Here is a 14658-nt window from a genome sequence, read left to right as displayed (position 1 = left end):
TCTTTTACTTTTGAATGCCGTACCGAATGTACTGATAGATATCCCTGAAAACACCTGCATTACGAAATGCTTGCCACACGACAAGGGAAGCAGGGCCAATGACGAGTCCGAGGAAACCCAACCATTTTAACCCGACAAATAGCGCCACAAGCGTGGCTAAAGGATTAAGCCCAATGGATTTGCTTAAGACTTTTGGCTCTGATATTTGTCTTTGAATGAGCACGACAATATACAAAATGCCGAGCCCGATGGCGAGTGAAAGGTTTCCTGTCATGGCGGAGTAAATGATCCACGGCAGAAAAACGGTGCCGCTCCCGATATAAGGAAGTAAATCGACAAACCCAATACATAAAGCAATGACAAGGGCGTGCTCGACTTTTAAGATGATCAGTCCAATGATGACAAGGCCGATGGTCATCGCAACAAGCAAAAGCTGCGCCTTCATAAAACCGGTAATGGCTTTTTTGATTTCAGATAAAATGGCTCGTGTATGCTGCATCCATTTTGCGGGAAAGATACGAGAACCATATTTTTTTAATGTAAACCAATCTTTCGTGATAAAAAAAGTCGCCAATGCAGAAAACAAAAGGGTTGCGGCTGCATCAGGCAAAAGACCTAAAAAAGCCGGGATGAGCTCGAGTGTTTTTGAAAGAAAAGTCCCTATTTTTGCGGCAGCTTCATCGCCTAGCGCTTGGATTTGTCCCAAAATCGATTCCTTTTGACCAGCTTGAAGTGTATTAAATTGGGCGGTTACATCATGGTACAAAGGCAGGATCTTATCTGTAAAAAACTGTTCCACAATCCCAATCATGCGATCAAGGTGACCAGGCAGAACCTTTGCCAAATAAGCACTTCCTGAAATGATTTCTGCTACTAAGAGTGTGATGAAACCGGCTGCTACTACTAAAAAGAGCAGTAGTACAATGACGACAACAAATCCTCTCGGCATTCCGGTGATCTCTTCTATTTTGCATACAGCAGGGTGAATCAGGCAGGATACAATAAGTGCAATCCAAAAAGGATATAAAAAAGGAAAAGACTGATATAAAAAGACAACCGCAAATACAGCAATGCCGATCATCATCAAACTTCGTAGAAAAATGGCCATATAGGTGTGATTCACACAATCCCCTCCAAAAAACAAGCATGTCCGATACTTCATTTTATTCAAAAAGATTAGTAATATGAAAAGGTCGCAATAAAAAGAAAGGAAGGGGCGGCGTATGTTTACTCAAGCAAATTTATTTTTGGTTCTTTTACTCGTTATTGCACTTATTGCAAAAAACAATTCATTAATTTTAGCGGTTTCTGTGCTCATTGGGATTAAGCTGATTGGTTTGGATCAAAAAATTTTCCCAGTTCTTCAGTCGAAGGGCATCAATTGGGGGGTCACCGTCATTACAATTGCTGTGCTTGTTCCTATTGCAACTGGTGACATTGGATTTAAGCAGCTTGGAGAAGCCATGAAATCCTCTTATGCTTGGATTGCACTTGGAGCGGGTATATTAGTAGCATTAATCGCAAAAAACGGTATTGTGCTACTCGAAAATGATCCGCATATCACGGCAGCACTTGTGTTCGGGACGATTTTGGCAGTCAGCTTATTTAAAGGGGTAGCTGTCGGTCCGCTGATCGGAGCAGGAATTGCTTATTTGGCGATGCAGGCTGTGAAATTTTTCAGCGGTTGAAAAGAGAGTGGTTCATGCCACTTTCTTTTTTATTTTTTTCTTGCGTGAGCTTTTGCAAAAAAACATAATTAAATATAATAAAAGAAGCAAAATCCCTTTATTCCATGCCTGATATGGAAGACTGGAAAAAAAAATATCAAAAAAAATTATAGTTAAACATTTAACAAATGTCTGATTATTGTTTATAATGGGAATAGGCTTAATTTTGAACTCATTGATCACACAAGAGATATGAGGCTAAAAGCGCTCTAACCGTATAGGTAAATGTAAGCATTTTCTTTTCTGAACCTGCCGACTTATTCGGATTGGATAGCGCTTTCAAAAAGCGAGAATTCTGCAACGAAGGGGAATCTTTTTAAAAAGGGGAGATTGAACATGACAGCAACAAGAGGTCTTGAAGGTATCGTGGCAACAACTTCATCCGTAAGCTCAATTATTGATGATACTCTTACTTATGTAGGGTACAATATCGATGATTTAACTGAAAAAGCTACATTCGAAGAAATTGTCTACCTGTTATGGCACTTAAAGCTGCCGAATGAGCAAGAGCTGAGTGAGTTAAAACAGCAGCTCAACGAAAATGCTCACATTCCGCAAGAAATCATTGAGCACTTTAAATCGTATTCGCTGGATGGGGTTCATCCAATGTCTGCGATTCGTACAGCGGTATCCTTACTAGGATTACTTGATGACGAATCAGAGATTATGGACAAAGAAGCAAATTACAGAAAAGCTATTCGCTTACAGGCGAAAATTTCTGGACTAGTCGCTGCGTTTTCACGCATTCGTAAGGGACTTGAGCCTGTACAGCCAAAAGAAGAATACAGCTATGCTGCGAACTTCTTGTATATGCTAAATGGCGAAGAGCCGTCACCAGTAGAAATTGAGGCAATTGATAAGGCACTCATTCTACATGCGGATCATGAATTAAACGCATCGACATTTACAGCGCGTGTATGTGTTGCTACACTATCAGATATCTACTCTGGTGTAACAGCGGCTATCGGTGCGCTGAAAGGACCACTTCATGGCGGAGCCAACGAAGGCGTGATGAAGATGCTTTCAGAAATTGGCGAAGTTGAAAACGTAGATTCCTATATTCATGGTAAGCTAGAGAAGAAAGAAAAAATTATGGGCTTTGGCCACCGCGTATACCGTCAAGGTGACCCGCGTGCAAAGCATCTAAAAGAAATGAGCCAGCGTTTAACAAACCTGACTGGCGAGCCGAAATGGTATGAAATGTCTGTTCGCGCAGAGGAAATCGTGACATCAGAGAAAAATCTTCCACCAAATGTTGATTTTTATTCTGCATCTGTATATCACAGTCTTGGGATTGATCATGACTTGTTTACACCAATTTTCGTGATCAGCCGATTCTCTGGATGGATTGCTCACATTTTAGAGCAGTATGACAACAATCGTCTCATCCGTCCAAGAGCTGACTACATTGGACCTGATCTTCAAACGTTTGTTCCGATCAGTGAAAGAGACTAATGTTTATAGAATAAGCGGGGGCTGATCCTCACGAAGGCCAATCAGCCTCTAGATCAACAAAAAACGAATCACGTGAAAAACTTCTTCGCTTGCAGACATCAAGCCAAGAAGTTTCAAATATTCACTACATAACCTGGGAGGTAATATCATTGTCACAAGGCGAAAAAATTACAGTTACTGGCGGCGTATTGAATGTACCAAATAATCCAATCATCCCGTTTATTGAAGGGGACGGAATCGGTCCTGACATTTGGAAAGCAGCATCAAGAGTACTTGAAGCCGCTGTAGAAAAAGCATATAAAGGTGAAAAGCAAATCACTTGGAAAGAAGTATATGCAGGTGAGAAAGCTTACAATAAAACTGGAGAATGGCTTCCTGAGCAAACACTTGAAGACATTCGTGAATACTTAATCGCAATCAAAGGACCACTGACAACACCAATCGGCGGAGGAATCCGTTCATTAAACGTGGCACTTAGACAAGAGCTTGATCTATTCACATGCTTACGTCCAGTTCGCTGGTTCAAAGGTGTACCGTCTCCTGTGAAACGTCCAGAAGACACAGATATGGTCATCTTCCGTGAGAATACAGAAGATATCTATGCTGGTATCGAGTATGCACAAGGATCAGACGAAGTGAAGAAGTTAATTGACTTCTTGAAAAACGAATTAGGTGTAAACAAAATCCGTTTCCCAGAAACATCAGGTATCGGAATCAAGCCAGTTTCTGAAGAAGGAACTTCTCGCCTTGTCAGAGCGGCTATCCAATATGCAATCGACCAAGGCCGTAAGTCTGTGACACTTGTTCACAAAGGAAACATCATGAAATTCACAGAAGGTGCCTTCAAAAACTGGGGCTACGAAGTGGCTGAAAAAGAGTTTGGCGACAAGGTCTTTACATGGGCACAATATGATCGTATTGTAGAACAAGATGGAAAAGATGCGGCAAATAAAGCGCAAAGTGAAGCAGAAGCTGCTGGCAAAATTATTGTCAAAGACAGCATTGCAGATATTTTCCTTCAACAAATCCTAACTCGTCCAGCTGAGTTCGATGTTGTGGCAACAATGAACTTAAACGGAGATTACATCTCTGATGCTCTTGCAGCACAAGTAGGTGGAATTGGTATCGCACCAGGTGCGAACATCAACTACGAAACAGGACACGCTATTTTTGAAGCGACTCACGGAACAGCACCAAAATATGCTGGTCTTGATAAAGTGAACCCATCTTCTGTTCTTCTATCAGGCGTGCTTTTACTTGAGCACCTTGGCTGGCAGGAAGCAGCTGATCTAGTGATTCAATCTGTTGAAAATACAATTGCATCAAAAGTCGTCACTTACGATTTTGCTAGATTAATGGATGGCGCAACAGAAGTGAAATGTTCTGAGTTTGCTGACGAGCTCATCAAAAACTTGTCTTGATTCTTAAACTTTAAAGTTAAAGGGGAAAAAGGAAATGGCAAACAAGCGTAAAAAAGTATCTGTTATCGGAGCAGGCTTTACTGGAGCAACTACAGCATTTCTAACGGCTCAAAAAGAATTAGCGGACGTCGTATTAGTCGATATCCCGCAGCTTGAGAACCCAACAAAAGGGAAAGCACTTGATATGCTGGAAGCAAGTCCTGTTCAAGGCTTCGATGCAAACATTACAGGAACTTCTAACTACGAAGATACAGCCGGTTCTGATGTCGTGGTCATTACGGCGGGAATTGCAAGAAAGCCGGGAATGAGCCGTGATGATCTCGTGTCAACAAATGAAAAAATTATGCGCAGTGTGACACGCGAAATCGTTAAATATTCTCCAGAAACAATCATTGTTGTATTAACAAACCCTGTTGATGCAATGACGTATGCAGTTTATAAAGAATCAGGATTACCAAAAGAAAAAGTCATTGGACAATCGGGCATTCTTGATACAGCACGTTTCCGTACGTTCGTTGCTCAAGAATTAAACCTATCTGTTAAAGACGTGACGGGCTTTGTGCTTGGTGGACATGGCGATGACATGGTTCCTCTTGTTCGTTACTCTTATGCAGGCGGTATCCCGCTTGAAACATTGATTCCTAAAGAGCGAATTGATGCAATTGTTGAAAGAACAAGAAAAGGCGGCGGCGAAATCGTGAACCTATTAGGTAACGGTAGTGCATATTATGCTCCTGCTGCTTCACTAGTTGAAATGGTTGAGGCGATCCTTAAAGATCAGCGCCGCGTCATGCCGACGATTGCTTACCTTGAAGGTGAATATGGCTACGAAGGCATTTACCTAGGTGTACCAACAATCGTAGGTGGAAACGGCCTTGAGCAGATCATCGAGCTTGAGCTGACAGAAGAAGAAAGAAGTCAGCTTGACCGTTCTGTTGAATCTGTTAAGAATGTCATGAAAGTATTGTCTTAATATGAATAAAAAAGAAGGCTTCTCTGATGAGGAGTCTTCTTTTTGTTTACAAAACAAATCTTGTCGAAATTTTAAATTGTTCTCTTGTTAAGCTTTCGTTAAAATGAAAGAGAAAGCATGACTTCTCGCTTTTCACATAAGATACAAAAAAACGGATGCAGGGGAAATCACTAATTGGAGGCACAACATGAATAAAAAAATATTAGTTGTGGATGATGAAGAATCGATTGTAACACTTCTAAGCTATAACCTCGAAAGAGCGGGCTATGATGTCGTCACAGCAAGAGACGGGGAAGAAGCACTTGAAAAAGCAGCAAGTGAACAGCCTGATCTCATTGTATTAGATTTAATGCTTCCGAAGATGGACGGCATTGAAGTGTGCAAACAACTGAGAATTCAAAAAATGATGTTCCCTATTTTAATGCTGACAGCAAAGGACGATGAATTTGATAAGGTGCTAGGTCTTGAGCTCGGGGCCGATGATTACATGACAAAGCCATTCAGTCCTAGAGAAGTGGGTGCTCGGGTAAAAGCCATCTTGAGAAGAGCACAGCAATCTCAGCCTACCCCCACGCAAGAGGAGAAGGATGAGATCATTGCAGATCAAATCAAAATTGGTGAACTGCGTATTTTACCAGAACACTACGAAGTCTATTTCCAGGAAGAACGTCTAGAGCTGACGCCAAAAGAATTTGAACTGCTGCTTTATTTGGCGAAGCATAAAGGACGTGTCCTCACGCGTGATTTATTGCTAAGTGCCGTTTGGAATTATGACTTTGCAGGTGACACTCGTATTGTGGATGTCCATATTAGTCACTTGCGGGACAAAATTGAAAAGAACACAAAAAAACCAACATACATTAAAACGATTCGCGGCTTAGGCTACAAATTGGAGGAGCCAAAGTCAAATGAGTAAAATTAGAACCCGTCTGTTTTCGGGACTCATTTTTCTCCTTTTTATTGTGTTTGTGGCACTTGGTCTTTTCCTGGATCACATGTTCCATGTTTTCTATGAAACAAAATTAACGGAACGAATGGAAAAGGAATCGAGCTTTCTCCTGTCTTCTATGAATGGTGATGATTTAAAGGCGAAGCAAAACAAAGAGGTCCTCAATCAGGCAAAGCAGCATTTTGATATGAATGCGTCGATTGTGGATTTAAAGGGGAAGATCATACATACAACGGGTCAAGCAGAACAAAAGGCCGTCATTCAAAACACACTAAACAATGAACGTCTCCAAACAAAAGGGGTCGTTATTGACGATGAGAAGGATGCGCTTTTCCATTATGCTGTCCCGATCTTAAAACAAAACGAACCGGCGGGTTATTTATTTCTCCATGCGTCATACGAGCCTTTAAATGAAATTGACGGCCAGCTTTGGCTTGCCCTAGCCTTTTGTCTTGGCTCGGCGATTATCATTATCGTTTTCTTTGGGTACCGCATGTCGATGAAATATGTGAAACCAATTGATTATGCGACAAAGGTAGCTAAACAGCTAGAACGCGGGAACTATGATACGAATAATTATGAAGAGCTGATGATTGAAACAAGTGAACTGAATACTTCCATGAAGCGTTTGGCAGAAAGTCTTCAAGAAATGACAAGTGCTGGTGAAATGCAGAGAGACCGGCTGCAAACGGTCATTGAAAATATTGGAGCGGGGATTATATTGATTGATAAGATGGGGTATATCCACCTCGTCAATCGAACCTTCCGCAAGCAGTTTAAGGTGCAAAAGCACATTTACATGCACAAGCTTTATCATGAAGCGTTTACCCATGAAGAGATTATCGAATTAATTGACGAAATTTTCATGACAGAAACGAAGGTGCGGAAGTTTTTACGTCTAGCCGTTGACATTGAACGACGCTACTTCCAAGTGGATGGTGTACCCATTTTAAGTACAGACGATGAATGGAAAGGAATTGTCCTCGTGTTTCATGACGTGACAGAAACGAAGCAGCTGGAGCAGATGCGAAAAGACTTTGTTGCCAATGTGTCTCATGAGTTAAAAACACCGATTACGTCGATTAAAGGATTTTCTGAAACCCTTCTTGATGGCGCGATTGATGACAAAGAAGCACTGACAGAATTCCTTTCTATCATTTTAAAAGAGAGTGTCCGTCTAGAAACATTGATTCAAGACTTACTTGATCTTTCTAAAATTGAGCAGCAGCAATTCAAGCTGAATATTCAAGAAGCCAATGCGACAGAAATCATCCAAGAGATTCAAGTGCTGTTAAAACAAAAGGCTACAGAAAAAGGCATTCAATTACACGTGCGTGTCCCGAAAGAACCGGTCTATGTCATGGCAGACCCGCTAAGGTTAAAGCAAATCTTCCTCAATCTCGTTAATAATGCCCTGACCTATACACCAGAGGGAGGAAGTGTCACCATCTCAGCAAGACCGAGAAAAGGTGCCTATGAATTTGATGTAGCAGATACAGGGATCGGTATGAAGAAAAGTGAGATTCCAAGAATATTTGAGAGATTTTATCGAATTGATAAAGATAGAAGCAGGAATTCAGGCGGTACAGGTCTTGGCCTTGCCATTGTCAAACACCTTGTGGAAGCGCATGAAGGAACAATTTCTGTCCGCAGCAAACAAGGTAAAGGAACGACTTTTACAGTGAGCCTGAAATCGACATAGAGAAAAAAGGAAAGTCACGTTAAAATTTACATGATCTTTACAATGAATTCATGTTTTGTTAAACATTCATTGATAGGATGAATAGGAACCCCTTCATCCAAGGAGCCAATTTTGGAAGGACGAAAACACTTGTTGTTTTCGTCCCTTTTTTATGCAGGCTCGACTATTTTCTTTTCAAAATAAACTTTGATAAAATGAAGATACAATGTGTGAAAGAGACGGCTGAGATGGCTCAGCCGATGGAGGATTAAAACATGACAGACAAAAAGAAATTAGTGTTAGTGGATGGAAACAGCCTCGCATATCGAGCCTTTTTTGCTTTGCCGCTATTATCAAATGATAAAGGCGTACATACAAATGCTATTTATGGCTTTGCGATGATTTTAATGAAAATGCTGGAGGACGAGAAGCCAACCCATATGCTCGTCGCATTTGATGCGGGAAAAACAACCTTCCGCCACGAGACATTTAAAGAATATAAAGGCGGAAGACAAAAAACCCCGCCAGAGCTATCAGAACAAATGCCATTCATCCGTGAACTATTAGATGCCTATCAGGTGAAAAGGTACGAGCTTCCTCAATATGAGGCAGATGATATTATCGGTACGTTGGCTGTCGAGGCAGAAAAAAACGGCTTTGAAGTCAAAATCTTCTCAGGAGATAAAGACTTAACACAGCTCTCAACAGATCATACGACAGTCGCTATTACGAAAAAAGGCATCACAGAAGTAGAATACTACACACCTGCTCATATTGAAGAGAAATATGGCCTGCGACCAGATCAAATCATTGATATGAAAGGGCTGATGGGAGATTCCTCAGATAATATCCCAGGCGTCCCAGGTGTAGGTGAAAAAACAGCCATTAAATTGTTAAAGCAGTTTGAAACAGTTGAGAACCTGCTTGAACATATTGATGAAGTGAGCGGGAAAAAGCTCAAAGAAAAGCTTGAAGAATATAAAGAACAAGCAGTCATGAGTAAAGAGCTGGCGACCATTCTCGTAGAAGCACCTATTGATGTGTCGAGCAAAGATCTTGCCTACGAAGGTCCACACATGGATCAAGTGATCTCTCTTTATAAAGAACTAGGCTTTCAAACCCTGCTAGAGCGTCTAGGAGAAGCACCAGAAACAGATGAACAGGTTGAAGTAGACGCATTAGAAGTGAAAAAAATGACAGCTGCAGGAGGCGACATGCTGACAGATCATGCAGCCCTTGTGGTAGAACAGCTTGGAGATAATTATCACGAAGCAGATTTGATCGGTTTTGCGATCCATAATGAAAATGGTGCGTTCTTTATGACGAAAGAAGATGCGCTTCAATCAGATGCATTTAAAGAATGGGTACAGGATGAAACGAAGAAAAAATGGGTCTTTGATTCAAAAAGAGCAGTTGTCGCTCTCAGATGGCATGATGTGGACCTAAAAGGTGTCGACAATGATGTTCTGCTCGCTTCCTACGTCGTCAACCCGCAGAAATCATACGAAGACGTCGCAAGTGTAGCGAAGGAATATGGTCTGAATATCGCTCTTTCTGATGAAAAAGTATACGGAAAAGGAGCAAAACAGGCGATTCCACCTGAAGATGAACTGAAAGGACATCTCGGACGAAAAGCAGCGGCGATCTCAGCCTTGCATGATTTAACACTAGAAGCATTAGAAAAAAATGATCAGCATGAACTATATGAAGATTTAGAGCTGCCGCTAGCACTCATCTTAGGCGAAATGGAATCTCTTGGAGTAAAGGTAGATATAAAGCGCCTAGAGAAAATGGGTGAAGAATTAACGAAAAAGCTCAAAGAATATGAAGAAACCATTCACCGCTTAGCAGGAGAAACGTTTAACATCAATTCTCCTAAACAGCTTGGTGTCATCCTTTTTGAAAAATTGGGTCTCCCGATTATCAAGAAGACAAAAACAGGCTATTCAACGTCTGCAGATGTGCTCGAAAAGCTTGAAGATAAGCATGAAATCATTCGATCCATTCTGCACTACAGACAAATTGGAAAGCTGCAATCGACCTATGTAGAAGGGTTAATGAAAGTAACGCGCAAGGATACCCATAAAGTGCATACAAGATTTAATCAAGCACTCACCCAAACAGGAAGATTAAGCTCAACAGATCCAAACCTTCAAAACATCCCGATTCGTTTAGAAGAAGGACGGAAGATTCGTCAAGCATTCGTTCCTTCAAAAGAAGGCTGGCTCATGTTTGCAGCTGACTATTCACAAATCGAGCTGCGTGTACTCGCTCATATTTCACAAGATGAGAATTTGATCGAAGCATTTACGAGGGACATGGACATTCACACGAAAACAGCGATGGATGTGTTCCATGTCTCAGAAGAAGAAGTGACTTCCGCTATGAGAAGACAAGCCAAGGCGGTAAATTTCGGTATTGTATACGGAATCAGCGACTATGGACTTTCTCAAAACCTTGGGATCACAAGAAAAGAAGCCGCCGCATTTATCGAGCGCTATTTAACAAGCTTTAAAGGCGTGAAAACCTATATGGAAGAAATCGTTCAGGAAGCGAAACAAAAAGGCTACGTCACGACGCTTCTTAAACGCAGACGGTATATCCCAGATATCACAAGCCGAAATTTTAATATCAAAAGCTTTGCAGAACGAACAGCCATGAACACACCGATCCAAGGCAGCGCAGCCGATATTATTAAAAAAGCGATGATTGATATGGCGCGAAGGCTCAAAGAAGAAAACCTGCAGACAAATCTTTTATTACAGGTGCACGATGAATTGATCTTTGAAGCGCCGAAAGAAGAAATCGCCATTCTTGAAAAGATTGTTCCTGAAGTCATGGAAAATGCACTTCAGCTTGATGTGCCGCTAAAAGTTGATTTTGCTTCAGGTCCATCTTGGTACGATGCGAAATAAATAATAGAGAGAAAAAGGAGCGAGGAGCATGCCGGAATTACCAGAAGTTGAAACCGTCCGGCGCACTCTCAAGCGGTTAGTCGAAGGAAAGACGATTGAAACGGTCGATATCAAATGGCCAAACATCATCAAACGTCCTGGGGAGCCGGAAGAGTTCGCAAGAAGATTGGTAGGAGAAACCATACAAACCATTGAAAGAAGAGGAAAGTTCCTCCTCTTTCATTTAGACCATTATGTGATGGTCTCCCATTTAAGGATGGAAGGGAAATATCGTGTACATGAAGCGCATGAGCCTTATGATAAACACGTACACGTCGTCTTTACGTTTACAGATGGGACGGAGCTTCGGTACCATGATGTGCGTAAATTTGGCACGATGCATTTATTTCAGCCGGGTGAAGAGGAAAGGGAACTCCCGCTATCACAGCTGGGATATGAACCATTCGATGAACAGTTTACTCCTGAGTATTTATGGGAGCAATTGAAAAAAACAACCCGCGTGGTCAAAACAGCACTGCTTGATCAAAAGATTGTCGTAGGACTTGGTAACATTTACGTAGATGAGGTCCTGTTTAAATCAGGGATTCATCCAGAAACGAAAGCGAATCAGCTCAGCCTGGAATCCTGCAAAGTGCTTCACAAACAGATCATCGATACGCTTCAGGTGGCGGTAGATGCGGGAGGAAGTACAATTCGTTCTTATATCAACTCACAAGGAGATATTGGCACATTTCAATTGCAGCTTCTTGTATATGACCGGCGGGGAGAGCCTTGCCAAACATGCGGAAGCATCATTGAGAAAACAGTAGTCGGAGGGCGCGGTACACACTTTTGTGTGACCTGCCAAAAACGTCCTCAATAAAGCTTAGCCATGAGCATGCTTCCTTTTTGCGATGCATACGATAAAAAACATTCATTTTTCAGCAAGGTGTAGACTGACACACAGCCCACCTGCTCTTCATATAGTGAAGAAGAGTCTAAGAACGCCTAGAGACTCTTGATCATCGTTGCATGAACAGAAAGGAAGAGTTCAGGTATGATTTCGATTTCGCTCCTGTTTTTAGCTATTGCAGTCAGCATCGACAGCTTTTCTGTAGGCTTTACGTATGGTCTCCGCAAAATGAGGATCCCATTTAAAGCCATCGTCATTATTGCATGCTGCTCAGGGATTGTGCTGCTCATTTCTATGCTGATTGGCAGCTTGCTGACGACATTTCTCCCTATCTCAGTGACCGATAAACTGGGGGGAGGCATCTTAATTGCCATTGGTCTTTGGGTCCTGTATCAATTTTACAAACCAGCGAAAGAGCGTGATTTGCTTCTTCATGAAAAGACATTGCTTAATGTGGAAGTCCAATCGCTTGGGCTTGTCATTCACATTTTAAGAAAGCCAACAAGTGCAGATATTGACCGATCTGGGACGATTAATGGAATAGAAGCGGTACTTCTTGGAATTGCTTTATCCATTGATGCATTTGGCGCAGGGATTGGCGCAGCGATACTAGGCTTTTCTCCAATTGTCATGAGTATCACGGTCGCAGTGATGAGCTCACTTTTTGTATGTATCGGTCTGCGTGCCGGTCATTACTTGGCAAATTGGCGCTGGATCGATAAACTCGCATGCTTACCAGGGCTTCTGCTCATATTAATTGGGGTTTGGAAGCTGTAAAAGGAGGAAATCAATTGACGCTTGTCATTGGATTAACCGGCGGGATTGCTAGCGGAAAAAGCACAGTCTCGCAGATGATAAAAGAGCAGGGCATCCGGGTTGTGGACGCAGATGTGATTGCAAAAGAAGCGGTCGCCAAAGGAACACCCGCCCTTCATCATATCGTTCAAACCTTTGGTGAGGGTGTCCTCCTGCCAAATGGAGAGCTAGACCGGCAGCAGCTGGGAGCCATTATTTTTTCTAATGAAGAGAAAAGAAAGCAGCTAAATGCGATCGTTCACCCAGAAGTGCGAAAGGAAATGCTCAGGCAGCGAGATGAAGGAATCGACAGCCGAGAAACATTCGTTGTCCTGGATATCCCGCTTTTATTTGAGAGTCAGCTGGAAAGTCTCGTCGACCGCATTATTGTGGTGTATACAACACCAGAATTACAGCTATCACGACTCATGAATCGAAACGACCTTAGCGCGGAAGAAGCGCTGAATCGGATTCACTCTCAGCAGCCTCTTGAGGAAAAATGTAAGAAAGCAGACCGGGTGATAGAAAATACACAAGATCTTGCTTTTATTAGAAAGCAATTGCAGAACATATTAAATGAATGGGAACATACTGATAAGTAAGAGTACATACACGTACTCTTCTTTTTTTATGCTTTTTATATTTCTCATGAAAAGAACAGCCCTTTTTAGAAAATATACGTTTATATACTGGCAATTACAATCTAATGTGATATACTAATTTCATAAATAAATTTATTGAGTATAACACATAATAGAGGAGTGACCTGTTCATGAAGGTAAAAGCAGCGATCAATGGGTTTGGCAGAATTGGACGCATGGTCTTCAGAAAAGCAATGCTTGATGATCAAATTCAAATTGTAGCGGTGAACGCAAGCTATCCTGCCGAAACGCTAGCACATTTAATTAAATATGATACAAATCATGGACGTTACGAATGCGATGTGACAGCAGAAGATGACGCACTGATTGTAAATGGGAAAAGAGTGCTTTTGCTCAATAACAGAGACCCAAAGCAGCTTCCGTGGGGAGAGCTTGGGATTGATATCGTCATAGAAGCAACCGGAAAATTTAATTCAAAAGATCAAGCGATGGGCCATATAGATGCCGGAGCGAAAAAGGTCGTACTTACAGCTCCAGGTAAAAATGAAGACATTACAATTGTGATGGGTGTCAATGAGGATGATCTTGATCCTGAAAAGCACGTCGTTATTTCAAACGCATCTTGTACAACAAACTGTTTAGCACCAGTTGTCAAATTGTTAGATGATGAATTCGGTATCGACAACGGTTTAATGACAACGGTTCATGCGTATACAAATGATCAAAAAAATATCGATAACCCGCATAAGGATTTGCGCCGGGCAAGAGCATGTGCCCAGTCCATTATTCCAACGACGACGGGTGCCGCTAAAGCGCTTTCTTTAGTGCTGCCGCACATGAAAGGGAAATTGCATGGACTTGCACTTCGCGTGCCAGTTTCCAATGTATCGATGGTTGATCTTGTTGTCGACTTGAAAAAAGATGTCACAGCAGAAGAAGTCAATGCAGCCTTCTCAAATGCATCAAAAACTTCTCTTTCCGGTATTTTAGATTACACGGATGAGCCGCTTGTTTCTACAGACTTTAATACGAACCCTTATTCAGCTGTCGTAGATGGACTGACAACGATGGTGATGGGGGATAGAAAAGTAAAAGTTCTTGCATGGTATGACAATGAATGGGGTTATTCATGCAGAGTGGTGGATCTTGTGAAGTTTGTCGGATCGCAGATGAAAGAGCTTTCTGCTGTTTGAAATGAAGAAGACGAACGTCCCTTTTCAAGGAATGAGAGAAAATCCCAATGAAAAC

The 14658-nt window shown here is 41.8% G+C and carries 12 protein-coding genes; 11 read left to right on the top strand and 1 reads right to left on the bottom strand.

All coding sequences use genetic code 11. From position 1 onward, the window contains the following. Positions 1-4 precede the first annotated feature (4 nt). Positions 5-1123: a sporulation integral membrane protein YtvI gene (gene ytvI, locus MHB83_RS17920; protein WP_106035235.1), complete on the bottom strand. Its 1119-nt coding sequence runs from the start codon at positions 1121-1123 to the stop codon at positions 5-7. Positions 1124-1223: 100 nt separating this feature from the next. Between ytvI and MHB83_RS17915 the strand changes: the two genes are divergently transcribed. The 11 genes from MHB83_RS17915 (at position 1224) to MHB83_RS17865 (ending at position 14603) form a co-directional block, all read left to right on the top strand. Then, entirely contained in the window at positions 1224-1688 is a 465-nt protein-coding gene (locus tag MHB83_RS17915; protein ID WP_044139290.1) for a DUF441 domain-containing protein, read from the top strand. A gap of 375 nt (positions 1689-2063) precedes the next feature. Continuing rightward, positions 2064-3182: a citrate synthase gene (gene citZ / locus MHB83_RS17910; RefSeq protein WP_008346063.1), complete on the top strand. Its 1119-nt coding sequence runs from the start codon at positions 2064-2066 to the stop codon at positions 3180-3182. A gap of 149 nt (positions 3183-3331) precedes the next feature. Then, on the top strand, positions 3332-4603 hold the full coding sequence (gene icd, locus MHB83_RS17905; RefSeq protein WP_003216780.1) for an NADP-dependent isocitrate dehydrogenase: 1272 nt from the start codon (positions 3332-3334) through the stop codon (positions 4601-4603). Positions 4604-4637: 34 nt separating this feature from the next. Beyond that, a complete protein-coding gene (mdh, locus tag MHB83_RS17900; RefSeq protein ID WP_003216833.1) occupies positions 4638-5576 on the top strand; it encodes a malate dehydrogenase in 939 nt (312 codons plus the stop codon). Positions 5577-5763: 187 nt separating this feature from the next. Beyond that, positions 5764-6492 (top strand): response regulator transcription factor, encoded by a 729-nt coding sequence (locus tag MHB83_RS17895; RefSeq protein WP_003216596.1) that lies wholly within the window; start codon positions 5764-5766, stop codon positions 6490-6492. Next, positions 6485-8227 carry an ATP-binding protein gene (locus tag MHB83_RS17890; RefSeq protein ID WP_106029038.1) on the top strand — a complete coding sequence of 581 codons (1743 nt, stop codon included), beginning with the start codon at positions 6485-6487 and terminating at the stop codon, positions 8225-8227. The genes MHB83_RS17895 and MHB83_RS17890 overlap by 8 nt, the downstream gene beginning before the upstream one ends. A gap of 254 nt (positions 8228-8481) precedes the next feature. Continuing rightward, positions 8482-11121 carry a DNA polymerase I gene (gene polA / locus MHB83_RS17885; RefSeq protein WP_050943594.1) on the top strand — a complete coding sequence of 880 codons (2640 nt, stop codon included), beginning with the start codon at positions 8482-8484 and terminating at the stop codon, positions 11119-11121. 28 nt (positions 11122-11149) lie between these two features. Further along, on the top strand, positions 11150-11983 hold the full coding sequence (gene mutM, locus MHB83_RS17880; RefSeq protein WP_003216358.1) for a DNA-formamidopyrimidine glycosylase: 834 nt from the start codon (positions 11150-11152) through the stop codon (positions 11981-11983). 174 nt (positions 11984-12157) lie between these two features. Then, on the top strand, positions 12158-12790 hold the full coding sequence (gene ytaF, locus MHB83_RS17875) for a sporulation membrane protein YtaF (protein ID WP_268459543.1): 633 nt from the start codon (positions 12158-12160) through the stop codon (positions 12788-12790). A 14-nt stretch (positions 12791-12804) separates the two neighbouring features. Next, positions 12805-13410: a dephospho-CoA kinase gene (gene coaE, locus MHB83_RS17870; RefSeq protein ID WP_050943596.1), complete on the top strand. Its 606-nt coding sequence runs from the start codon at positions 12805-12807 to the stop codon at positions 13408-13410. A gap of 170 nt (positions 13411-13580) precedes the next feature. After that, on the top strand, positions 13581-14603 hold the full coding sequence (locus MHB83_RS17865; protein ID WP_003216683.1) for a glyceraldehyde-3-phosphate dehydrogenase: 1023 nt from the start codon (positions 13581-13583) through the stop codon (positions 14601-14603). Positions 14604-14658: the final 55 nt, after the last annotated feature.

The sequence above is a fragment of the Bacillus sp. FSL K6-3149 genome (assembly GCF_038630515.1).
In the GTDB taxonomy this organism is placed as follows: Bacteria; Bacillota; Bacilli; order Bacillales; family Bacillaceae; genus Bacillus; species Bacillus pumilus.
Note: the sequence above shows the minus strand (reverse complement) of the source record. Positions and strands in the feature narration are given on the sequence as shown.